General features: G+C 69.9%; 22 protein-coding genes and 1 tRNA gene. 11 read left to right on the top strand and 12 right to left on the bottom strand.

The window, feature by feature from the left end; genetic code table 11:
• Nucleotides 1–109 precede the first annotated feature (109 nt).
• The 4 genes from ABD901_RS25085 to ABD901_RS25070 form a co-directional block, all read right to left on the bottom strand.
• On the bottom strand, nt 110–1,258 hold the full coding sequence (locus tag ABD901_RS25085) for a PLP-dependent aminotransferase family protein (RefSeq protein WP_345129610.1): 1,149 nt from the start codon (nt 1,256–1,258) through the stop codon (nt 110–112).
• 38 nt (nt 1,259–1,296) lie between these two features.
• Nucleotides 1,297–1,842, bottom strand: a complete 546-nt coding sequence (locus tag ABD901_RS25080) for a MarR family winged helix-turn-helix transcriptional regulator (protein WP_345129608.1) — start codon at nt 1,840–1,842, stop codon at nt 1,297–1,299.
• Nucleotides 1,843–2,703: 861 nt separating this feature from the next.
• Entirely contained in the window at nt 2,704–3,165 is a 462-nt protein-coding gene (locus ABD901_RS25075; protein WP_345129606.1) for a hypothetical protein, read from the bottom strand.
• 188 nt (nt 3,166–3,353) lie between these two features.
• Complete coding sequence (locus ABD901_RS25070; RefSeq protein WP_345129604.1) at nt 3,354–4,670, bottom strand: hypothetical protein; 1,317 nt, start codon at nt 4,668–4,670, stop codon at nt 3,354–3,356.
• A gap of 209 nt (nt 4,671–4,879) precedes the next feature.
• Between ABD901_RS25070 and ABD901_RS25065 the strand changes: the two genes are divergently transcribed.
• From ABD901_RS25065 to ABD901_RS25045, 5 genes are all read left to right on the top strand, one after another.
• The gene (locus tag ABD901_RS25065; protein ID WP_345129602.1) at nt 4,880–5,071 is read left to right on the top strand and encodes a hypothetical protein; all 192 of its coding nucleotides are present in this window, start codon (nt 4,880–4,882) and stop codon (nt 5,069–5,071) included.
• Between the two features lie 86 nt (nt 5,072–5,157).
• Nucleotides 5,158–7,848 carry a cyclophane-containing RiPP biosynthesis TPR protein HaaT gene (gene haaT, locus ABD901_RS25060; protein ID WP_345129600.1) on the top strand — a complete coding sequence of 897 codons (2,691 nt, stop codon included), beginning with the start codon at nt 5,158–5,160 and terminating at the stop codon, nt 7,846–7,848.
• 208 nt (nt 7,849–8,056) lie between these two features.
• Entirely contained in the window at nt 8,057–9,151 is a 1,095-nt protein-coding gene (locus ABD901_RS25055) for an FxsB family cyclophane-forming radical SAM/SPASM peptide maturase (protein ID WP_345129598.1), read from the top strand.
• A gap of 12 nt (nt 9,152–9,163) precedes the next feature.
• Nucleotides 9,164–9,649, top strand: coding sequence for a GNAT family N-acetyltransferase (locus tag ABD901_RS25050; protein ID WP_345129596.1), 486 nt, complete (start codon nt 9,164–9,166; stop codon nt 9,647–9,649).
• A gap of 944 nt (nt 9,650–10,593) precedes the next feature.
• Entirely contained in the window at nt 10,594–11,490 is an 897-nt protein-coding gene (locus tag ABD901_RS25045; protein ID WP_345129593.1) for a hypothetical protein, read from the top strand.
• Between the two features lie 139 nt (nt 11,491–11,629).
• On the opposite strand, the gene ABD901_RS25040 is transcribed toward ABD901_RS25045, so the two are convergent.
• From ABD901_RS25040 to ABD901_RS25010, 7 genes are all read right to left on the bottom strand, one after another.
• Nucleotides 11,630–12,658: a tyrosine-type recombinase/integrase gene (locus tag ABD901_RS25040; protein WP_345129591.1), complete on the bottom strand. Its 1,029-nt coding sequence runs from the start codon at nt 12,656–12,658 to the stop codon at nt 11,630–11,632.
• On the bottom strand, nt 12,655–13,089 hold the full coding sequence (locus ABD901_RS25035) for a hypothetical protein (protein ID WP_345129589.1): 435 nt from the start codon (nt 13,087–13,089) through the stop codon (nt 12,655–12,657). The genes ABD901_RS25040 and ABD901_RS25035 overlap by 4 nt, the downstream gene beginning before the upstream one ends.
• Before the next feature lie 145 nt (nt 13,090–13,234).
• Entirely contained in the window at nt 13,235–14,260 is a 1,026-nt protein-coding gene (locus ABD901_RS25030) for a tyrosine-type recombinase/integrase (RefSeq protein ID WP_345129587.1), read from the bottom strand.
• Nucleotides 14,257–14,727, bottom strand: coding sequence for a hypothetical protein (locus ABD901_RS25025; protein WP_345129585.1), 471 nt, complete (start codon nt 14,725–14,727; stop codon nt 14,257–14,259). The genes ABD901_RS25030 and ABD901_RS25025 overlap by 4 nt, the downstream gene beginning before the upstream one ends.
• 117 nt (nt 14,728–14,844) lie before the next feature.
• A tRNA-Leu gene (locus ABD901_RS25020) sits at nt 14,845–14,928 on the bottom strand.
• Nucleotides 14,929–15,102: 174 nt separating this feature from the next.
• Nucleotides 15,103–15,249, bottom strand: a complete 147-nt coding sequence (locus ABD901_RS25015) for a GPGG-motif small membrane protein (protein ID WP_345129583.1) — start codon at nt 15,247–15,249, stop codon at nt 15,103–15,105.
• Between the two features lie 44 nt (nt 15,250–15,293).
• Complete coding sequence (locus tag ABD901_RS25010) at nt 15,294–15,890, bottom strand: hemerythrin domain-containing protein (protein WP_345129581.1); 597 nt, start codon at nt 15,888–15,890, stop codon at nt 15,294–15,296.
• A 91-nt stretch (nt 15,891–15,981) separates the two neighbouring features.
• Here ABD901_RS25010 and ABD901_RS25005 point away from each other — a divergent pair, with 91 nt between their 5' ends.
• From ABD901_RS25005 to ABD901_RS24995, 3 genes are all read left to right on the top strand, one after another.
• The gene (locus ABD901_RS25005; protein WP_345129579.1) at nt 15,982–16,815 is read left to right on the top strand and encodes an SGNH/GDSL hydrolase family protein; all 834 of its coding nucleotides are present in this window, start codon (nt 15,982–15,984) and stop codon (nt 16,813–16,815) included.
• Between the two features lie 85 nt (nt 16,816–16,900).
• Nucleotides 16,901–18,202, top strand: a complete 1,302-nt coding sequence (locus ABD901_RS25000; RefSeq protein ID WP_345129577.1) for a M20/M25/M40 family metallo-hydrolase — start codon at nt 16,901–16,903, stop codon at nt 18,200–18,202.
• 40 nt (nt 18,203–18,242) lie between these two features.
• Nucleotides 18,243–18,944, top strand: a complete 702-nt coding sequence (locus tag ABD901_RS24995) for a hypothetical protein (RefSeq protein ID WP_345129575.1) — start codon at nt 18,243–18,245, stop codon at nt 18,942–18,944.
• 410 nt (nt 18,945–19,354) lie between these two features.
• Here the strand turns inward: ABD901_RS24995 and ABD901_RS24990 are convergent, their stop codons facing one another.
• Nucleotides 19,355–20,137, bottom strand: a complete 783-nt coding sequence (locus ABD901_RS24990; protein WP_345129573.1) for an SDR family NAD(P)-dependent oxidoreductase — start codon at nt 20,135–20,137, stop codon at nt 19,355–19,357.
• A gap of 125 nt (nt 20,138–20,262) precedes the next feature.
• Between ABD901_RS24990 and ABD901_RS24985 the strand changes: the two genes are divergently transcribed.
• The 3 genes from ABD901_RS24985 to ABD901_RS24975 are packed head-to-tail and all read left to right on the top strand — an operon-like array spanning nt 20,263 to nt 23,095.
• Nucleotides 20,263–20,850: an IS607 family transposase gene (locus ABD901_RS24985; RefSeq protein ID WP_345129571.1), complete on the top strand. Its 588-nt coding sequence runs from the start codon at nt 20,263–20,265 to the stop codon at nt 20,848–20,850.
• Nucleotides 20,841–22,226: an IS607 family element RNA-guided endonuclease TnpB gene (tnpB, locus tag ABD901_RS24980; protein WP_345129569.1), complete on the top strand. Its 1,386-nt coding sequence runs from the start codon at nt 20,841–20,843 to the stop codon at nt 22,224–22,226. Before ABD901_RS24985 ends, tnpB begins: the two co-directional genes overlap by 10 nt.
• Nucleotides 22,223–23,095, top strand: coding sequence for a helix-turn-helix transcriptional regulator (locus ABD901_RS24975; RefSeq protein ID WP_345129567.1), 873 nt, complete (start codon nt 22,223–22,225; stop codon nt 23,093–23,095). Before tnpB ends, ABD901_RS24975 begins: the two co-directional genes overlap by 4 nt.
• The last annotated feature ends 3 nt before the right edge of the window (nt 23,096–23,098 follow it).

Genomic DNA, 23,098 nt, shown 5'->3' with positions numbered 1-23,098 from the left:
CTCCTCGGAGACATCGCGGACCTCGTTGGTCGGAGACTGATCGGGGCTGGTCAGTGACGGGGCAGGATGGCATCGGTCGGGGTGCCAGCGCGGCGGTGTTCGCGGCCGGTCAGGTCTGCGCGGTCGGCACCGCCGCCACGCGGCTACGTAAGGCAGGCGGCACCGGCCGGGAAGGCTGTGGACGGTCCCGTGCGAGCTCGTACAGGAATTGGTCGATGTGGGCCTCGGTCCGGCCGGGCATGCACACGATCCGGGCCCAGTCGCCGTCGACGGGCAGCGACCAGCGCTGCCGCAGCGTCGGCGACGGCGGGCGCAGCAGGACGGTGACCGCGTCCGGATGTGCCCAGGCCGGCCAGCGGGCCTCCTCCAGCCTGCGCAGCGTGTACCGGGCGAGAGCCCGGGCGCGGCGGGCGCGCACCGTGAGCCCGTCGACGCCGATGATGTTGATGACGTGCCACAGCTGCACGGCGGCGGCCCCGCCGCCGTCTCCGACCGGCCCGGTCGGGCAGCCGCCGATCGGCGTCGCACGATTCGCTCGAGGTGGTGAATCCGGCGCGGGCACAATGCGAAGCACAGCGACGGCCGAGTGCAGCGGCGTGCCGAGGAACTGGTGGCCGTCCACGACGATGCTGTCCGCGCCGTCGGCGAAGTCGATCCCGGCCCGCCTGGAAGCCGTGCGGTCGAGCAGCGCCCGATGCCAGCCGGCCAGCGGGGCGTCGACGTGGACGTGGACCGCGCCGCCGGCGGCGGCAGTGATCGTGCGGATCGCGCTGACGTCGTCGTGGGCTTCGCTGGCGGGGCTGCCAGCCGACGCCACAACCAGCCCAGGTGCACCGGGTCGGCGGTGCAGCATCGCTGCCAGATGCTGCACGTTCATCCCGCCGCCGGTCGTGTGCCGGATGACCTGCAGCGGCAGGCCGAGCCGGTCGACCGCGTCGCGGACGTGATCATGACCAGTTCGGCACAGGTAGACCACGGTGTCAGGGTGCCGTCGGCGGGCCTCGGCCAGAACGTCGATCGTCGCCATAAGCAGCCCGCCGTGAATGGCGCCCGACCAGCCCTGGGCTGGGGCGCGGAACAAGTCGGCGACGACCGTAAGTACATGCGTCGCGAGCCGCGCCACGGCGGCAGCCGGTTCCGGCGCCACGCTCGCGCGGTCGATGTGGTGGTGCAGCAGCGAGTCGAGCGAGGAGAAGTCCACGTCGGTGGCGAGCGGCTGCCCGAGCGCTGTCTGCGCGACCGCGTCGTAGCTGGACATCAGGTCGCGCAGTGGACCGGCCAAGACCGCCCTAGCGGTCACAGCGGCCCGTCCCGGTGCTGTCCGTCCAGCAGGACCGCGCCAGGGGGCCCGCTCGTATCACGGTGCCCGGCGGCGACGTCATCGGCGCCCAGATTCATGGCCGCGACGAGGCGACGGACGTCGTCGGACATGGTCGACCCGGTCAGCAGCGCCGTCTCGGCCACGGCCGCTTCCCGCCGCAACCGGTTCAGCAACGCCCGGCCGTCCTTAGTGATCCCAAGCTTGACCACGCGGCGGTCCTCGGCCGGGCGGCGGGACAGCAGTCCGCGGGTCTCCAGCCGGGTAACGATCCCATTCAGCGTGGCCTTCGCCATGCCCGCCCGGCGGCCAACGTCCAATGTCCGTGCTTCCGGACCGGCGCTGACCAGAAGCAGGACCGCATAGTCGGGCAGACTGAGGCCGGCCGGACCGAGCACCGACCGCTCGAGGTGGCGGCGGGCCGTCTTCGTGATGTGCCACAACCTCACCGTCAGCGGGACGGCGGGCTCGCCCGGCAACGCGCCGACGACAGTGTCGGGATGCGATCGCGACGTCGTCGTCATCGGCGGCCACCAACCACCAGCCACCCAACCCGCCACCACCGGCGCCGCGGCTGGCGGTGCCGGCCGCGCCCGTCAGCGACCCGATGATGCTTCGGCTGCTGCAACGCCTGATCCCGCGCCGCGCCCTCTGGCTGCGCCGGGCTGCTTGCCGTGTTGTCCATGCGGTTCCCCCGTAGCGTCGATGGACCGTGGCCAGCGACGCACGCACCAGTGCCGTACGTGACCGTCCGGTCCTGCCACCCTTGACACACCGCCCGCGAGCAGCGGTGACACCTGCTCGACACTGCCCCGACGGCACCGCCACGGGAACGTGTCAACCGGTGCCATCGCGTGCCAACCCCGCACCGTCACCAGCGCTCAGAACGCGACATCGTCGCGACTACCTACGCGCACGATGCAGTTATTCGTCGTCGCGTACGACGCGGGTCGAGAGTTCGCGACGGTGTCGCGACCTCTCGGTCGGTGTCGGGACATCGTCACCGCCCTAGCGGCAAGGCGTGTCGGCGCCGCAGCGCCGAAGATCGAGAGATGCAGCGACCGGCCGCGAGCGGACGCCGGTGCTTCGCGACGCGAGCCGCCGCCGGAGCCCGAAAGTCGCGACGACGTCGTGATCAACGCGCTTCCATGTGAACCGCGGCCGGCGACGCTGTCTCAATCGGTGCACGAGTTCAGATGATGGGGCTACCGTTGCGTCGCCCGCGTTGGCGAGCGGCCACACCGACCACGACGTCACGGCCATATCGAGGCGGTGCCTTGCCGCGAGACCTGATCGATCGTCGGCAGTGGCACGGCGTCGTCGATACGTGAACACTGCCGGTCAGCCGGGATGCGACAGCGGCCTGGGAGCGGAACGCCGCCGAGCTACCGCTGGCCAGCCACAGTTGCGCGCGGCGTGAACTGCACATCGCACCGGCTGCAGTAGTAGCGCCGCGCCCACGCTGTTCGCGCCGCCTGCCACGCCGGCAGCTTCGCCCGCTGGGCCCGATGCAACACGACGGTCAACACGATCGCACCCACTAGCGCACCGATGAGGACCATGAACAGCAGCACCAGCCCGACGATCGGCGCCTGGGTCAGATCAGCGCCTGCCAGGAGCGCGCCGCTGCACACCAGGACCACCATCAGCACACCAGCGGCCGCGGCCGACAGCGCAAACCAGGGCAGCGGCTTAGGTGGCGGGGCCAGCTTCGACCGCAATGGAAACGTTGTCGTCGCCCGACCGTTGAACGTGCCGAAGTTGCGCGAACCGACGTGCGTGCCGCGGACCGACGTGGTCGTGATGCTGGCGTCGTACACCGCGCTCGTCTTCCGTACCTGGTCCATGCGGGAGCACTTTGGGCACCGAAGGTCTTGACGTGGGGTCGCGGAGCCGCCGTGCTGCGACGAGGCAGAGACGCCTGTCTGCGGGCTGGTCATGGTCACTGCACCCCCCCGTTCCCCACACGATATTGATGCAAATGCCCGTCAGTTGTCCACCTCTTCGGCTGGCTGTGCCGGAGCAGCCTGCGCGCTCACGCGACATGCTTCCGGCGCGGACGGCGTCGGCCGCCGACCGCCGCCGCGTACTCCTCCGCTGTGATGCGTCGCGCGTCTTTCCACTTCCGCAGCACCTTGCTGGCGTAGTTGTGCGCCTGCGCCGCCTCGTCGAGCTCCGCGGCGGTCGGCACCGATCCGCCGGCAACGCGCCGCACCCAAATCGCCCACATCACGTCCTGGAGCGTCCGGACGACCGGAAGATCCTCGACCACATTCGACGGCTCGGCCGCGTCGACGGCACCTGCGCTGGAGTCCGCCTCGTCGTCGCCCGCCGTCCCCGGCAGCGTGGGCCGCTCCGGGGTGTCGATGACCAGCAGCGCATCGGGTTCCGGCTCGACCGCAGCCGCGTCCTGGACTGGGGGCAGCGCGCTCGCCGCGGTGCCGTCTACGGCGGCCAGCCGGGCCGGGGCGAGGTCGGCCGCGATGAGCGCGGTGAGCCCGTCGTAGTCGGCGCCGTCGGCGAGGCGCACCGCGATCTCGTCGAGGTCGTACACGGCCACGGCGATGTCGGCCGTCGTCGGGTCGACCGCCGCGCGGATCTTGCGATGCAGCACCTTGGCGATCGCGCTGGTGCGCTGCTCCTTGCGCTTCTCCGCCTTGGCCACCGCGATGGAGCTGTACAGCCCGAGCCGCGGGTCGGCCTTGGCCAGGTTCTTGGCGCGCAGCGTCACCCACGGATGCCGGACCCAGTGGCCCACGACCTCGTACACCGGGGTGGTCGGCGGCAGGTCGCCCTTGGCCCGCAGCCGGTCGCGGCGCTGGTTCTCGGTGTGCATCAGCCAGACGAGGTACCCCAGCGCGGACATGCCGGCGAAGAACCCGGCAAGCAGCTTGTTCTCGTGCGCCATCCAGTTGAACGCGACCGCGAACGCGGCGATCGCGGCCGACAGGATGCGCGAGGCGATCGCGCGCTCGCCGAGCCGGCGCCGCACGTCGGCGTTGGCGAGCACGACGATGCCGCCGAGCTCCAGCGCGCCGACCGCGGGGATTGCCCAGATCATCGGGATGCCCAGCGCCTCGACCGCGCCGGAGACCTGACCGGCCAGCGCCACGAGCAGGACCACGGCGTAGAAGGACTGCCGCATCAGCGCGCTGGCACGCACCGCACGACGCACGGCGTCGTCCAGGTCGGCCGCCAAGAACACCTGCGGAACTGCCTGATGGCCGATGACGCCTGTCGACGACCCGTTGCCACCCGGTACGGACATCCCGATGTGGCGGAGGTCGTGGGGCGGCAGTCCGTGCGTGCCGCTGATTCCGTTGATCCGTGGTGCCTGGTCCACCGTCGTCACCGAGCGAGCGTTTCACGTTTTATACGTTTTACACAAGTTGGTTTCGGCTGGCGATGAGCAGGAGGCACACGCGCAGGCCCGGCTACGATGCTCGTACAGCGACGAAAGCGAGATCGATGCCCCGGGCGACAGCGACCCCCGCTGAACTTGAGCAACGGCTGGAGGCTGGCGAGTGGCTCCGGCCTGGCGAAGTCGCCATCCTGTTCGGCATGTCGCGAGGCTCCATCGTCTACTGGCTCAACCACGGCATCTCGCTCGAGGGCTCGCGGTTCTACATTCGCTTCCGGGAGTCCCCCGGCGGCTGGCGCTCGTGCAATCCCGACGACGTGAAGCGGGTCCTGGCAGCCCATCGCCGCGAGCGCATCGGAGGCGAAGGCGACTCCGCGCAGCCTCCGACCTAATTTAGGTGGGCATCGCCGCGCAGCTCCGAATTCATCTGACAACGTGCTCATAGTGCTCCTTGTCGATGTGCACTACGGTGCTGATCGTGAAGTTGCGCCGGGTAACCATGGCGGCACTGGTTGCTGCTGGTGTCGCCGCTGTGACCTTGATGGTCGGCCTGGTCACCAACGCCGCCTCGCAGCAGCAGCAGTGGCCCGGGTGGCTGTCATTGGTGCAGCGGTACCCATGGCCGTCGTTCGCGCTGCTCGCCGTCGTCGCCGTGGTACTCGCCGGGGTGCTGCCCGCCGTTTCCACCGACCGGCACTCCGTGCCGCCGGATGTCCCTGCACCGTCGGTCGGCTCGGCGGCGGTCCTGCGTACCCTGCCGCGTGACATCGCCAGCTTCACCAACCGCCAGGACGAGATCGACCAAATCCTCAACGACGTGGTGACCGCCGAGCCGACCATGCCTGTCCGCACGATCGACGGCATGCCCGGAGTCGGGAAGACCGCGTTCGCCATTCACGTCGGTCACCTGCTGGCGCCGCAGTTCCCGGACGGTCAGCTGTTCCTCAACCTCAACGGGCACACACCCGGCCGAGAGCCGGTGCGGCCCGCCGAGGCCCTCGCATCCCTCTTGCTCGCCGATGGCGTCGCGCCGCAGAAGGTGCCCAGCGGTGATGACCTGTGGGCGGTGACCGAGGCCCGCGCGGCGATGTGGCGCACTCGGGTCGCCGACCGGCGCATGCTGCTCATCCTCGACAACGCCGCTACGTATGCCCAGGTCGAGCATCTCCTACCCGGCACTGCCGGCAGCCTCGTGCTCGTCACCAGTCGCCGCAGGCTCGCCGCGCCCGAGGTCGCAACCCTCCAGATGCGGGCACTGGCGGCGGCGGACGCCGCCTCCCTCCTCACCCGGCTCGCCGGTCGTGGGCAACTCGACCCCTCGGCGGTGGCCGCGCTCGTCAGCGCATGCGGTTCGCTGCCGCTGGCGGTCTCCCTGCTGGCCGCGCGCCTGCGCCACCATCCTTCCTGGACCGTCGAACACCTCAGGGACCGACTGCTCGCGGCGCAGCACCGTCTGGCGGAGCTGCGGGCCGGCGAGCGCGCCGTCGCGGCCGCGTTCGACCTGTCGTACCAGGACTTGCCGCCCGCGGGGCAACGGTTCTTCCGTCGGCTCAGCCGGTTCCCCGGCCTCGATGTCGACGACGAGGCCGCCGCTGCGCTCGGTGCTGTGCCCGTGGCGCAGGCTCGACTCGATCTGGAAGCCCTCCACGAGGATCACCTGCTGGATGAGACCGAGCACGGACGTTACCGATTCCATGACCTCGTCAGGGACTATGGACGCAGCCTCGCGGACGACGACGAGCAGGACGGGACGATGTCGATCGAACGCCTCACGGATCACTACCTGACGACCATCGGCGCAGCGAACACCTACATCGGTCGAGGGGTCACCGCCTCGACCACCCGATTCGACTCGCCGGCTGCGGCCTCGGCCTGGCTCGACGCCGAACGCGCCAACGTCCTGGCCTGCGTCGAGGAGTGCGTCCGACGGGAACGGCACACCCTGGTCGTTGGCCTCGCCGCCGCGATGGCGCCGTACCTGCGCCACGCCGGACCCTGGGATCAGGCGGCCGAACTGCACCGCACCGCGATCGCCGCAGCACGCCGCACCGGAGATCACGACGCGGAGGCCAACGCGTTGGCGAACCTCGGCATGGTCCACCGTCTCATGTCCCGGTACCGCACGGCCGCGGAGACCCTCGACGAGTCGTTGCGCGTCTACCGCGATACCGGCAACCTCGACGGCCAGGCGTTCGTGCTCAACCAGCTCGGCATCGTGCACTACCTGACCGCCGCGTACGACCAGGCGGCGCAGGCCCAGACCGAGGCGCTGGAGATCTGCCGAACGACCGGTGATCTGCTGGGACAAGCCAACGCGCTCGCCGACCTGGGCATGGTGCGACGGATGACCGGGGACCTCGCAAGCTCCGCCGACGCGTCGATCGAGGCGCTGGAAACCTACCGGCGGATCGGCGACCGCTACGGCGAGGCGAACGCGCTGCGCGACCTCGGCCTGGTCCGAGCGCTTACCGGCGACCACGCCGACGCCGAACGCCACGCCCGCGAAGCCCTCACCATCTACACGGAGATCGGCGACCCGGCACACCAGGCGTACGCGCTCAACGAGCTGGGCGTCGCCCGTCGCCTGCAGGGCGACCTCGACGGCGCGACCGCAGCGCACGACGAGGCACTGGCCAAGTACGCCGAACTGGGTGATCGGTTCGGCGAGGCAAACGCCATTCGGCATCTCGGCGTGCTGCACCGGCTCCGAGGGGACCGGGCAGCGGCGATCGAAGCACAGGAGAGGGCGATCGCCATCTACGCCGAGCTGGAGAGTCGGGGCGGGCTGGCCGCCGCCACGGCCGAACTGGGCGTCCTACGTCGTCTCAACGGCAACCTCATCGGCGCCAGGAGCGCGCTGGACAGCGCCGCAGCGTTGTACGCCGAACTCGGCGACCGGACCGGTCAACTCGAAGTGCACAACCACATCGGTGCGCTGCACCTCGAAGCCGGTGAACTCGAACCCGCCAAGGACCGGCACGAGCTCGCGCTGTCCCTGGCCCGCGAACTGGCCGTGCCGCTGCAAGAGGCTCATGCTCTGGACGGCCTCGCACGCTACGAATTCGTGCGAGGGCGACCGGAGCAGGCGGCCGAGCTCCGCAGCGCCGCTCGAGAGCTCTACGAACGCCTCGGAGTGACCGCGCCCGACGACGGAAATCGGCATGCGTGAATTCGCCTGTCTCGGTATCGTCACCGTACGACAGCGAAGGAGACAGTGATGCAGCAGCCAACCACGTCAACCGCGCAGCCCGTACTCGCCACAGTGATTCAGAGGATCCGTGCCCGGATCACGGCCGAGCAGCTCAAGCCCGACGCCGTTCGAGCCGCGCACACAGCGTCGATTCCCGAGCACCCCTGAGCACCTGCGGAGCGCGGGCATGCCACCACTGCGGACCTTCATCCTCAAGGTGGTCAACCGCTGCAACATCAACTGCGACTACTGCTACGTCTTCCACGGGGCAGACCAGTCCTGGCGCGGGCTGCCCGTGCGGACGAGCACCGACGTAGCCCATGCCGTCGCGCGACGGATCGACGAGCACGCCACCGCCCACGGCCTCGACCACGTCGACGTCGTGCTGCACGGCGGTGAGCCGCTGCTCGCCGGGCCGCGCCACCTTGGCGCCGTCCTTCAGATCCTTCGCGACCGGGTGCCGTTCGCCAGCTTCGAGCTGCAAACCAACGGCATGCTGATCGACGACGAGTGGCTCGACCTCTTCGAGCGGTTCGGTGTCCAGGTCGGCGTGAGCCTCGATGGGCCGCCGGCGGCGAACGACCGCCATCGTGTCAGCCACCGCGGCCGGTCCACTGCGGACGCGGCGGTCCGCGGAGTCGAATTGCTCCGCAGCCGGCCGCACCTGTTCGCCGGCATCCTGGCCGTGGTCGACCTCGACAACGACCCGGTCGAGGTCCACGACTATCTCGCGGCGCTCGGACCGCCGGTCATCGACTTCAACCTGCCCCACGCCACGCACAACTCCCCGCCGCGGCGCACCGATCCCGACGAGCCGGAGTACGGCCGGTGGCTGAGCCGTGTCTACGACGCCTGGATCGGCGCCGACTCCTATACGCACTCGGTGCGGATACTCGAAGACATCATGGCGCTCAGCCTCGGCGCGAAGGGCTCCGTCGAGTCCCTTGGTCTCGCGCCGGCCGACATCGTCGTCATCGAGTCTGACGGCGCGATCGAGAACGTCGACACGCTCAAAGCCGCCGCCCCGGGTGCCGCCGGCCTCGGCCTCAACGTCTTCGGCCACACCTTCGACGAGGTGGCCCAGCATCCGGCGATCCGGCAACGGCAGACCGGCATGGCGGCATTGGCGGAGGACTGCCAACGCTGCCCGCTCGTGTCCGTCTGCGGTGGCGGCTACCTGCCGCACCGTTTGAGCGCCGAACGCGGATACCGCAACCCGTCCGTCTACTGTCAGGATCTTGCCTACCTCATCCGGCACGTCCAAGCCACGCTTCCGGCCTGAAGGAGAAGCACCGTGCAGCACCTCGTCGTCCGCCACGCCGAGCCGAGTGACGCCAAGACCGTCGCCGCGATGATCGAGGAGATCGAGCGGTACTACGGCACCACCACGATCCAGCCGTTCGAGGAGCGGCTGGCACAGGTCGAGGTCGCGCTGTTCGGCACGCCGCCGCTGGCCTACTGCCTGCTTGCGGTCGCCGATGGCGAGGTGGTGGGCTTGGCGGCGTACTCCTTCCTGTGGCCGGCGGCCGGATCGACGCACTCACTGTTCCTCAAGGAGCTGTACGTCCGGCCGGACGAGCGGCGGCTGGGGACCGGGACGCGACTCATGCGGGAAATGCAGGCGATCGCCGCGGCCCGGCCGGGATGCAGCCGGGTGGAGTGGATGACCGACCGGGACAACGCCGACGCACGTGCCTTCTACCGGCGCCTCGGGTTCGAGGAGTTCGAGGGAAAGGTCAACTACCGTGTCACATCCGCTGTTCCGGACCAACTCGGTTGAGTCGCCACGTTGACGCAACTGCCCGCCGTTCCTGCAGTTCGGCGCGGCAGGCGATGCCCATCGCACATAAGACGAGTTATGTTCGGCACGCCGCTAGCCTCCTCGACAACCCCATCGGGCCCAACAGGAGGAGCACGCGATGACCAACCGGACCGCTCACCTGAGCTGTAACGCCCGCTCCACCCGCATCATCCGGGAACTGGACGCCACGCGAACCGTCTGCGCCGCCGTACCGCACCTCACCATTAACCTCACCATCAGCAACGACCACGACTCCTTGGCCCGCGCCGCCCTCGACCCTGTGGACCTGGTCATCCTGGAGGGCCACGCCTACGACACTGACGACCGCGGCCCCCGACTCGGCAGCCTGCCCCTCACGTACCTGCGCCGCCTTGGGACCATCCGTGCGCATGGCGTCGTCCTCGGCTGCTGTTGGGCGCGACCCCACCATTCATCGAGGCCCTGCGTACCTGCCTTACCCGACCAACTGCGGTACTCGCCTGTACCGACATCGCTCGCTACACCGACGCCGAACCGCTCTACACCGCGCTGCTGCGCCTGGTAGCGACGGTACCGGCAGGTGCGCTGACCGCGGAACAGGTCTTGGCGCTGATGGAACGGGCCATCGGCCTGGCGACCGTCGACCGGCCCCGGCGAGACTGGACCGTCTGGAAGGCTGACATCGTTCACCCCCAGCTGGCCCTGCCCGCTGCGGCGCGAACCGGTGGTACGCAAGCGCTGGGCCGGCGACTGACGGATGTCGTCCAGCCTGGCTCGGCCGGGCGGTGCCCCAAGCAGACAGTCCACTCTTAATGTGCCCGTACTGCGGCGGCGAACTTGCATCGGTTGCGGGAGTAGAACCTTCCGCGCTATGGGCTTCGGGCCGGTCCTCGGTAGATTTCTACGGTCCATAGTCGATTGGCCCAGCCGGGAGGAAGCCCACCGTGGGGCTCTTCAAACGCATGTTTAGTTCGAACCAGGATGAACGGAACGCAATCCTCCGTACCGCCATCATTACGGACACGCCGGATGCAAGGCTTTTATGTGTCTACAAACGTCTCATTAGTGATGACTCTCGCTATGTCGCCGGAGTTGTACGCGGTGACATTGTCGGTCTCGTAGACTGGTGGGTCTACGTCGAAACGCCCGGCGGGGTTCAGGTAACTCGTATCTCGTCACCCCATGAGGCCGAGAGACCGTGGCGTGACCTCGAACCGCAACTGAGACGCATGATCTCTCTTGATCCTGATACGGACATCATCGATGGAATCCGTCCGTCAGATCATAGACATCGCCTAATCAAAGGTCTACCTGTGTCCGGTAAACCAGGGCTCTTCGAACCTCAGAGATGCGCCACGCATGAATCCGGACTGTTCAGCGGATGGGGCTATCTGGCACCCGCCGGCGGCCAACATCATCCCTGGCTGATTATCGGATTCAAGGACAGAGCAGTAGACGTCAGCGTGCCATCGGCGAAGGAAAGGGAGCGGCCAGACGTCGCACTTGTGGTTGATTCAATTGATGAGGCTGGCAAGGATCTCTCACGCCTCGACGCTTCTGCGTTGCCCATGTGGCCGAAGGATTACAGCGCGGCGCTCGCGGGCGAACCGTCCTCTATCGAAGTCGAAGACGTTGTCGTTGGCCGAATTCCCGGCGCGAGGCGCGACTATGCTTATGGGTGGGGCCGGTACAAGACGGCCAATAGAATGGCGTGGGTCTATGCTCAGACCAACCACGGCGGCACAGTTGCAATCCCGATGCCGTCAGAACGCCACGCCGAGGCCACATTTGCCGCACTGCGTAACCTAAATGGTTCTAACGAGTGGCATCGCAAAGGCTGACTGCTTTAGCCGTCATCGCGGGAAGCGCACGATCTTGGGCGTCGACGGAGGCCGGGATTGGCTCGCGGGAGTACGGCACGGAGGACGCGGCCCTCGCGCGAGTTGAGCGCTGGTTGGCGACTGGCCCCGATTCACCCCATTACTTTTTCGCGAGTGGGTGCGGTTCACCGGTGAGGGCGGCGGTCGCGGCGGCGACATCGTGAAGGTCGGCGCGGACGTATGTGGCGGTCGAGCCGGCGTCGTTGCGTCCAGTGTGGCCGGCGAAGGCTCGAGCCGTGGCGTAGCCGAGGTTGCGTTCGACCCAGGTCAGGGTCGTGTGTCGAAGCCAGTGCGTGCTGATCTGCTGCGTGGCGACCCAGGCGAGGTGTCGGCCGACGCGTTCCCAGATGTAGTCGTAGCGTCTGCTGGTGATCGGCCGACCGCTTCGATATCGCAGGAGCTGCTCGCGCGGATCGTCGCCGCCGCGCTGCTGGTGGTGCGCGACGAGGTGTTGCATGAGCGTGGGGGAGACCGGCTGCCAGCGGACGGTCTCGCCCTTTTCGCGTAGCCGGACGAGGCATTGCTCGCCGTCGAGATCCATGGGGCGCAGGGCCAGGGCGCCGCCGCGGCGGCATGCGGTTTCGGTATGCAGGCGCAGCAGCAGCATGTCGAGTTCGGGATCGTTCCCCGTGGTCGACACGATCGCAAAGACCTGGGACAGTTGCTCGTCGGTGAGGGCGTGCCGTGTGCTGGCCAGGCGCCGGGGCTTGGGTACGCGGATGGCGGGGTTCGCCGACTCAGGCAGAAGTCCGTCGGCGACTGCGTGGTGGTAGATGCACCGCAGTGCGGCGATCATGTGTTCGCCGGCGCTTCGGCCTCCGCGGGAGTTGCTCCGGACGACGGCAGTGGCTCGGGTGGATTCGGCGAGTTGCTTGATCTCTGATGCGGTGGGCTCGTCGAGGCGGCGATCGCCCCAGCGTTCCCGGACTCGTCGCCAGTACGTGAGGTATGCGCGGCGGGTGCCGGGCGGCACAGCATCCGCGACCTGGTCGATGTACTCGTCGAAGGTCGGGACGACTCGCGGCGCCGCGCCGTTCACCAGATCCTGGGCCGAGATGCCCAAGCGCGCCAGCAGGATGCGGACCGTCTCTAGATCGATCGCGCCCGGCCCGGCACTGCCGTCGCTCATGGCTGCAGGTTGACGCCGGCGGACGCCTCGAACGCTGCCAGCAGGCTGGCAACGATCCGCAGTGGGTACACGATCAGCACATTCTGCTCGAGCCGTCCGACGACCAGCACGCGGTCACCGCACGCCAGGCCGAGTGTGTGCCGCATCGCCGCAGGGAGCCGGACGTGGCCGTGGGCGGCCACGGCGAGCCGGCCGTTGTCGGCAGGCGAGACGCATCCGACGGCGGCGTGTATCGACGCGCTCAGTCGCTGGCCGGCGGTCCAGCCCAGTACCCGGACCGGTGACCGGTCCGCCAAGCGCCCCGAACCGTCGAGCGTCGTGATCGACCAATAGCCGACGTCTGCCCGGCCGAGCACGGGCACCGCCGGCATCGGCAGCGCTAGCAGTGCCCGCCTCTGCCCAGCGGCAGTTTCGAACACCTTCATCGTCAAATGTCACTCCTCGTACCGGCAGCGCGGTTCGCGACTCCATGCTGCTGCGGACGCAGCCTGGTCGGAACGTGTCACGGGGTGCCAGACGGTGCCGTGGCCCGGGGGTGGTGGCCGCTCGCCGTGAGCCGCCACCACACCGCTTCGTTTACTGCATCGGGTGAGGCTCCCCTGTCAGCATCGCCAGCGCGGCGGCGACTTCACTGAGCTTGGCCCGCACGTACCGGGCGGTGGTCCCGGCCTCGCCGCTGCCGTCGGTGTGCCCGGCGTACGCCTGCGCGATGGCGTAGCCGAAGTTCCGCTCCACCCAGGTCAGCGTGGTGTGTCGCAGCCAGTGGATGCTGACCTGCTGCGTTGCCACCCACGGCAGTAGCCGGCCGAGCCGGTCGAACAGGTGGTCGTAGCGGCGGCGGGTGACCGACGTGCCGTTGCGGTACCGCAGCAGCTGATCGCTGGGCCGCGCGCCGCGCTCCCTGGCGTGCTGGAGCAGGTACTGCATCAGCGTGGGGGAGACCGGCTGCCAGCGGACCGTTTCACCCTTCTCGTGCAGCCGGATCAGGCACTGTTCCTCGTCCAGGTCGACTGGCCGCAGGGCGAGGGCACCGCCGCGCCGGCACGCCGTTTCGGTGTGCAGGCGTAGCAGGAGCGCGTCGAGTTCCGGGTCGTTGCCGCTAGTGGCGGCGGCCGCGTTGAGTTCGGCGAGCTTGGCGTCGGCGAGCGCGCCACGGGTGCTGGGCAGCCGCCGTGGCTTGGCGACCTTGAGCGCCGGGTTATCGTCCTTGCTGAGGTGTCCGTCGGCGACCGCGTGGTTGTAGACGCACCGGAGTGCGGCGATCAGGTTCTCCGCCGTGCCGCGGCCGGATCGGCCGTTGCGCCGCACCACCCGGTTGGCCTTGACCTGCTCCACGAGGCCGCCGATGTCGGACGGTTTCACGTCGTCGAGGCGCCGGTCGCCCCACTGCTGTTCGATGCGGTTCCAGTAACTGCTGTACGCCCGCGCCGTCCCCGGCCCGACGGCGCCGCGCACCACCGGCAGGTACTCGCGAAAGGTCGGCGTCGCCGGTCGGGCGGCCGAGGGCTGCAGCAGTTCGGCCGGCGACACGCCCAGCTTCGCCAGCAGCAGCCGAGCGGCTTCCAGCTCGGCATCCCGGCCCGATGTCGTCGAGGCGGTCATGCGGCGCCCTCCCGGAACCGAGCGGCGTGCAGCCCGGCGACCATTTCCTCGAGCACCGCGGGCGGGTGTACGACCAGGAGGCTGTTGGCCGGGTCGGCGGCCAGCAGCAGCCGGTCGCCCGCCCGGAGCCCGCACCAGTGCCGAGCCGTCGCGGGCAGCCGCAGGTAGCCGGGCGGACCGAGCCGGAAGACCCCGTGCCGGTCGGCGAGGACCACGATCAGGTCGACACACGTCTGGATCCGTAGCCGGGTGGCAGTCGTCCAGCCGAGTGTCCGGATCAGCGCGGAGTCCACGACCCGCCCGTTCGTGTCGATACTGGCGAGCCCGAACCGCAGGCTCCCCGCCGGGCGTTGCGTCAGTTCGGCGAGTGGCAGCGGCCCCCGCAGCCGCGCGGCGGCGGCCGCGATCGAGGAACGTGGGTGTGGCTGGGCGGACGGGATGACGGCCGGGACCGGGCTGGTTGTCATCGCGACCACCGGACCGCGGTCGAAATGTCACGAATGTGCGGCAGAGACGCCGCGACCGCGTGCTCGATTGCGCTCGAACACGCGGTCCTCAGGGACAGCATGTGTGCTGGGTTTTTGTGTCGAAGGGGGGACTTGAACCCCCACGCCCTATACGGGCACTAGCACCTCAAGCTAGCGCGTCTGCCATTCCGCCACTTCGACCGGCTGAACCATTGTACGCGGTGCTTTCGCCCCGCTCGAACGGCCCTGCGACACATTACACGGTCCAGGGCGATCTTGACGAATCGGGGGGTCGGGCACGCGGCGGCCCCCGGTGCGAGGGCGCCGGGGGCCGCGTGCCGAGGGTGGCCGGAGGGGGTGCCGGCCGACCCTGGTCTAGGGGTTGAAGATGCTGACGCCGCCGGGGCCGACCAGCAGCGCGATGATGATGAGGATCACTCCCCACAGGATCTGGCGGCGCAGCAAGGCGACGACGCCGGCGATACCGATGATCACCGCGAGAATCCACAGGACTGTATACATGCCGGGGTATTACCTCCGCTGCCTGATCGATAAACTTCGGGCGCTCAGAGGTCTTCCTCCCATGTGGTACGCCTGGTCAGGACGTCCATCACCTTGTCCACGACGCCCAAGGCGGGGTCGACGACCTTGTTCAGCGGCGGGGTCGACGGGGTGCCTGGGTGCGGGCGGGTCGGGGCCGCCGAGCGGGCGATCTCGACGCGGTTGCCGAGGCGGACGAGGTCGCCGCCGGTGCAGTGCTCGCGCAGGGCGGGAAAGACCTCGTCCGTGGTGCGGCGGGTGTGCTCGCGCACGTGCTCGGTGACCTGGCGCAGGGCGGCCGCATCGGCGCCGGTGTGCAGGCGGCGCAGGGCCACGAGCAGCTGCGCGTCGGCGGCGAGCTCGCGTTCGGCGATTGCGGGGCCTTCCGGGTGTACCGAATGAATCGCCGGATAAAGATATTGCTCCTCGGCCGACAGGTGCCGGGCCAGCGTCGCCACCAGGACGTCGGACGCGGCCGGCTCGGTGGCCGCGCGGGCGCACAGCCGGCGCAGGGCCGCGTGGTCGGCCTCGAGCAGCTCGATCATGTCGGGGCCGGCGGGCTCGTAGTCCTCGTCGGCGACGCCGGGGACGGGCGGCAGCGGCGGCAGGTGGGCCTCACTCATGCCGCGGCGGTTACCCGAGGGCCGGATTCTTGAAACGGCAGGTTACCCGTCGGTACCATTCCATAAAGCTTCATCAATGGAAGGGGCCGCCATGTCCGTGACCTGGCGGGGGTCCGCCGCCCTCGCCGCCCTGATCTCCATCGCCATCCTGGGGTCCGCCACCCCGAGCGCCGCGGCCGCCACCCCGCCGCCCGGCTCCATCGCCTCGATGGGCGACTCGATCTCCCGCGGCTTCAACGCCTGCGGATGGTTCGCCGACTGCACCAGCCGGTCGTTCAGCACCGGCGGCGACAGCGGCGTCAACAGCCACTACCTGCGCATCCGTGCCGTCAACCCGGCGATCAACGGCCACAGCTACAACGACGCGAAGTCCGGCGCCAAGGTCGCCGACATGCCGGGGCAGGCCGCGACCGCGGTGAGCCAGGCCGCGGCCTATGTGACGATCCTCATCGGCGCCAATGACGCGTGTACCTCGTCGGAGTCCGCGATGACCACCGTCACCGCCTTCCGGGCGTCGCTGGACACCGCGCTCGGCACGCTGAAGTCCGGGCTGCCGGACGCCAAGATCCTGCTCGTCAGCATCCCGGACATCAAGCGGCTCTGGCAGGTCGGGAGCGCGAGCTCGTCGGCGCGGACCGTGTGGTCGTTGTTCGGCATCTGCCAGTCGATGCTGGCCAACCCGGCGTCGACGGCCGCGGCCGACGCCGCGCGGCGTGACCGGGTGCGCCAGCGCGTCGTCGACTTCAACGGGCAGCTCGCCGCCGCGTGCGCCGCGTACGGGGTGAACTGCAAGTACGACGGCGGGGCCGTGTTCTCCTACCAGTTCGCGTTGTCGCAGGTCTCCACCTGGGACTACTTCCATCCCAACGCCTCGGGGCAGGCGGTGCTCGCCTCGATCAGCTACGCCGCGGGCTTCGGCTGGTGAATCTCAGGGTGGTCCGGTGGCAACGCAGTGTAGTCGCCGCCGGACCACCCGGAAAACTGTCACTGCCGCCTGATATGACTTCACCATGGAAGCCACCGACGAGGTCATCGACATCTGCCGCGATCTGCTGCGCATCGACACCACCAACACCGGCGATCTCGACACGAGCGCCGGGGAGCGGGTCGCCGCCGAATACGTGGCCGAGAAGCTCGCCGAGGTCGGCTTCCAGCCCGAGATTCTCGAGAGCGCGCCGGGGCGGGCCAGCGTCGTGGCGCGGTTCGAGGGGGAGGACCCGTCGCGCGACGCGCTGCTGATCCACGGCCACCTCGACGTGGTGCCCGCCGACGCCTCCGAGTGGTCGGTGCACCCGTTCGCCGGCGAGCTCAAGGACGGCTACCTGTGGGGCCGGGGCGCCGTCGACATGAAGGACTTCGACGCGATGGTCCTGGCTTTGGTACGGCGGATGAAGCGCGAAGGCCGCAAGCCCCCGCGTGACGTCGTGCTCGCCTTCGTCGCCGACGAGGAGGCCGGCAGCACCTACGGCGCGCAGTATCTGGTGGACCAGCACCGCGCCCACTTCGACGGCGTGACCGAGGCGATCGGCGAGGTCGGCGGCTTCTCCGTGAGCATCGGCGGCGACCAGCGCCTCTACCTGATCGAGACCGCGCAGAAGGGCATCGACTGGCTGCGGCTGCACGCCAAGGGCCGGCCCGGGCACGGCTCGATGATCAACGACGACAACGCCGTCACCGCGCTCGCCGAGGCGGTCGCGCGGGTCGGGCGGCACCGGTTCCCGGTCGTGCTCACCCCGACCGTGCGCGACTTCCTGCAGCAGGTGTCGCAGATCCTCGGCATCGAGCTCGACCTCGACGACCCCGAGGCGGCCGTCGGCAAGATCGGGCCGATCGCGATGATCATCGGGGCGACGCTGCGCAACACCGCCAACCCGACGCGGCTCGCCGCCGGGTACAAGGACAATGTCATCCCCGGGCGCGCCTCCGCGACCATCGACTGCCGCACCCTGCCCGGGCAGTCGGAGATCTTCGAGGAGGAGCTGCGCGGCATCGTCGGGCCGGACATCGAGCTGGAGTACGTCCACCGCCAGCCCGCCCTGGAGACCACGTTCGACGGGGCGCTGGTCGAGGCGATGTCGGCGGCGCTGCGGGCCGAGGACCCGGGCGCCGTTCCGGTGCCCTACATGCTCAGCGGCGGCACCGACGCCAAGCAGTTCACGCGGCTGGGCATCCGCTGCTTCGGGTTCTCGCCGGTGCGCCTTCCCGCCGACCTGAACTTCGGCGCGTTGTTCCATGGCATTGACGAGCGCGTTCCCGTGGAGGGACTACAGTTCGGCGTGCGAGTTCTCGACAGGTTCCTGCAGCAGTCCTGACCAACACAGCGCTTCAATCGATCTCAGGGGGAGTCCCATCATGACCGACCGGCACGCGGAGCTTGACGCCGCGCTCGAGCGCGTGATCGCGGCGGCCCGCGAGCACCTTGCCGCGGTCAAGGCCGCCAACGGGCGCGCCGACGACGACGAGGTGTGGCGCGCCTACGTGGAGCTCAACAACGCCTCCAATAGCTACGACGAGCTGCTGCTCGACGAGTTCGGCGAGGTCACGCCGTGGGACGTCGAGGCGATCGACCCCGAGGAGGCCGACCGCCAGCTCGGCGTCGGCATCGGCGGCGTCGACGGCACCGAGGCCGAGGACCCGCACCCGCAGGTCGTCTCGGTCCGCCAGCGCCGCGACTACCGCGTCCCCAGCGTCGCCGCCCTGCTGCGCCTGGCCGAGGCCGCCCGCCGCAACAACCCCGGCGACAGCGAGAGCACCTCCGTCGAGACCGTCGGCGAGGCCATCCTGGAGCTGATGCAGGCCGGCGACGGCTCGCTCGGCGCCCTGGACATCCCCGAGCTCGAGTCCCTGGACGGCGTCGTCATCGTCGCCGAGGTCGAGACCCCGCTGGACCCGGAGACGTACGAGGACACCGACGGCACCGGCCCCTTCTCCCTGTCCGGCGGCGACCGCGTCGTCGACCGCCTCGACGAGCACGCCTTCCTCGACCTGGACGACGAGCTGGCCGAGGACAGCGACGCCGCGCAGGCCAAGGGCGAGGCCGCCGACCGGCGCTGAGGCACCATCGTTGGCGCGGCCCCGGCATTCGCCGTGGGCCGCGCCGAGCCCGCCCGTCGTGGGCCGCGCCGAGCCCGGGCCGCTCCGAGCTTGCCGCGCCCATCCGCGCCGGCCTGACCGGCCGATCCCGCGCTGAGCCCCGACCGCCCGATCCTGCCCTGAACCCTGCCGGCCGCGCGTGCCCCGAGCCCAGCCGGTGGGCGGTCTGCAGTCGGCGGCAAGACGTGCGGCATTCGACATCGAGCCGATCTCATCCTGCGTAGCGGCTGGTCTCGACGCGGTGTGGGACGAGGATGGCGCCGCGGACAGCAGCAAAGCGTTGGCGAGCAACAGGCGCTGCCGCCGGGATCGTTGCTGCCGTCGTTGGTCTCGGCAGGCCGCTCGACGACGGCTTGTCCGGGCTGTCCCGGTCAGGCGCCGGCGCCGCCGTCCACTGGAACGATGGCGCCGGTCACCATCGAGGCGCGATCGCTGAGTAGCCACGCGGCCACCTCGGCGACCTCGCGAGGCTCGGCCATGCGGCCGAGCGGGATGCTGGCGTTGATGCGCTCGACGACGCCCGGGGACGCCGCCTCCCACATGTCGATCATCTCCGTCGCGGTGCCGCCCGGGGTGATGCCGTTCACGCGGATTCCCTGCCGGCCCCAGGTCACGGCGGCGGTCTCGGTGATGCTGTTGAGTGCGCGCTTCATCGCGCCGTACGCGGGGAGCTCCGGGTTCGCGCGGCGGCTGCCGATGCTCGAGGTGTTGACGATGGAACCGCCGCCGGACCGGCGCATGAGCGCGGCCTCGGCCGTCATCGCGGTCCAGTGCGCCCGGAAGTTCACCTCGAACTGCTGCTCGACGTCCTCGTCGCTCGTCGTGTCGAGCGGGCCGGGCTGCTGGATCGCCGCGGCGTTGTTGAACGCGCCGTCGAGGCGTCCGTGCAGCTCCTCGACGCGGTCGACGGCGGCGCGGATGCTCGCGCGGTCCGCGAGATCCAGCGTGACGGCGTCCGCAGCGCCGCCGTCGGCGCGGATCTCGGTGACGATCTGCTGGAGGGCGTCGGTACTGCGGGCGGCGAGCACTACGGCGGCACCCTCGCGTGCGAAGAGCCGGGCCGCGGCCGCCCCGATGCCGCGGCTGGCGCCGGTGATGAACACGACCTTGCCGGTGAGCAGGCCGATGGGTGCGATGTCAATGTCGTTGCTCATGACCGAAGTGTCGGGCGGATTCCGAGCCGGATGCAGGCACAGGCGGTACCAGGATCCACCGCCGTGCGGTGTGCAGACTTGGGGCTGTCATCGGCTAGTGCTTGATGATGCACTATGATGCATGAGTGAACTTGAAGGAGTGGGCGGAGCGTGAGGGCGTTCACCACGTCACCGCGTACCGCTGGTTCCGGGAGGGCAAGCTGCCAGTGCCCGCACGACGGGTTGGCAGGCTGATCCTGGTCGACCCGGCCGCGACCGCCGCTCCTGTCGCCGACACGATCGCCGTGTATGCGCGAGTGTCTTCGGCCGATCAACGATCGGATCTGGACCGGCAGGTCGCACGAGTAACCGCATGGGCCACCGAGCACGGCCTCGCTGTCGACCGGGTGGTGACCGAGGTCGGATCCGCCGTGGACGGACGGCGTACGAAGTTCCTCGCGCTGCTGCGCGACCCGGCCGTGTCGACGATCGTGGTCGAGCACCGGGACCGGTTCGCACGGTTCGGTGCCGAATACGTCGAGGCTGCGCTGGCAGCGCAGGGCCGTCGGTTGCTGGTCGTTGATCCGGCCGGGGTGGACGACGATCTGGTGCCGGACGTGACCGAGATCCTCACCTCGCTATGTGCCCGCCTGTACGGCCGGCGGACCGCCGTGAACCGGGCACGCCGTGCCGTGGAAGTCGTCACCGCCGGAGCGGGCTCGGCGTGCAGGTGACCCAGGCGTACCGGTTCGCTCTGGACCTGACGCCCACCCAGCAGCGGGCAGTGCTTTGCCACGCCGGCGCGGCGCGGGTGGCGTACAACTGGGCGTTGGCGCGGGTGAAGGCGGTCATGGACCAGCGGGCCGCGGAGCGCACCTATGGCATCGCCGACGCTGATGTGACCCCGGCGTTCGGATGGTCACTGCCGGCGCTCCGTAAGGCGTGGAACACGGCCAAGCACGAGGTCGCGCCGTGGTGGGCGCAGTGCTCCAAGGAGGCGTACAACACCGGCCTGGACGCCCTCGCCCGCGGCCTGAAGAACTGGACCGACTCCCGATCGGGAAGGCGGGCCGGACGGCCGGTCGGGTTCCCCCGGTTCAAGTCCCGGCGCCGCAGTACCCCGTCGGTGCGGTTCACCACCGGAACTCTCCGCGTCGAACCGGACCGCAAGCACGTCGTGTTGCCCCGCCTCGGCCGGTTGAAGTTGCACGAGTCCGCCCGTAAGCTCGCACGCCGCCTCGAAGCGGGCACCGCCAGGATTCTGTCGGCCACCGTGCGCCGCGATGGCGGGCGCTGGCACGTCGCGTTCTGCGTGGAGGTCGAGCGCGCCGTGCGGACCCCGGCACGACCCAACAGCACCGTCGGCGTCGACGTCGGTATCAGGCATCTGGCCGTGTTGTCCACCGGCGCATTGGTGCCCAACCCGCGCCACCTCGACGGCGCCGCCCGCCGGATGCGTCGCCTCGCCCGCCGGCTGTCCCGCCGGGCCGGCCCGGACCGGCGCGCCGACCGCCGTGCGTCGAATCGGTGGGGCCGGGCACAGGCTGCGCTCGGCCGTGCACACTCCCGGGTCGCGAACCTGCGCCGCGATGGGCTGCACAAGCTGACCACCCGCCTCACCCGTGAGTACGCCACGGTGGTGACGGAAGACCTCAACGTTGCCGGGATGCTCCGCAACCGCAGGCTGGCCCGGCACATCGCCGACGCCGGCTTCGCGCAGCTGCGCCGGCAACTGCAATACAAGAGCGAGTGGACCGGCGGCCGGCTGGTCGTCGCCGACCGCTGGTACCCGTCCTCGAAGACCTGCTCGGGCTGCGGCGCGGTGAAAGCCAAACTGCCCCTGTCCGAGCGCACTTACACCTGCACCACCTGCGGCCTGGTCCTGGACCGGGACCTCAACGCCGCACGCAACCTCGCCGCGCTCGCGCATGAGGCCACCGACGCCCGGAGTGGCCGGGAGTCGCAAAACGGACGTGGAGCCGACCGTAAGACCTGCCTCGGTGGGCTGGTGGCCGTGAAGCGTCAACCCGGCACTGCCTCGGCGGGTCAGACCGGGACCGTCCCACCGCAAGGCGGGACATCCACTCGCATGCTTACCAAAGCATCATGAGGGGAAACGGTATGGACAAGCAGGAGCTCGGGGCGTTTCTCCGGAGCCGTCGCGAGCGGCTCCGGCCGGAGGATGTCGGCCTCCCCTCGGGCTCGCGACGCCGGACACCCGGGCTTCGCCGCGAGGAGGTGGCGGTCCTCGCGCACATCTCCACGGAGTACTACGTCCGGCTCGAGCAGGGCAGGGCACCGCGACCGTCGGGCGAGGTGCTCGCCGGGATCGCCGGCGCGCTGCGGCTCACGGATGCCGAGTCCGATCACCTCCACGTGCTCGCGGGCACTGCGCCGAGTCGTACCGGGCTGCACCGGCGCGACGTCCGCCCGAGCATCCTCGCGCTCCTCGAACGGCTGCCGCAGACGGCCGCGTTCGTGATGTCCGCCGCGTTCGAGGTGCTCGCGTGGAACGACCTCGCGGCCGCGCTCATGGAGGACTTTGCCGGGCTCGACGCGCAGGAGCGCAACCTCGCGCGCCGGGCATTCCTCGGGGCGGCGCGCGCCGGTACGCCGCTGTACGGGGTCTCCGACGCCGCGCAGTTCCGGCAGTACGTCGTCATGGAGCTGCGGTCCACGCTCGCCCGGTACCCGTCCGATCCCGCGGTGACGGCACTCGTCGGCGAGCTGCGCGACGGCAGCCCCGAGTTCGCCCGGCTCTGGCAGCGCCACGACGTGCAGGCCGCGCCGATGCTCACGAAGACGTTCCGGCACCCGGTCGTCGGGGAGGTCACCGTCGACTGTGACTCGCTGATGCTCGCCGACCGCGACCAGCACCTCGTGCTCTACAGCGCGCCGCCGGGATCCCCGGACGCCGAGGCACTGGCCCTGCTGCAGGTCCTCGGAGCCGAGTACGTCAATGCGAACGGATCGCGCTGACAA

It is taken from the genome of Dactylosporangium darangshiense, from assembly GCF_039537565.1.
GTDB lineage: Bacteria > Actinomycetota > Actinomycetes > Mycobacteriales > Micromonosporaceae > Dactylosporangium > Dactylosporangium darangshiense.
Note: the sequence above shows the minus strand (reverse complement) of the source record. Positions and strands in the feature narration are given on the sequence as shown.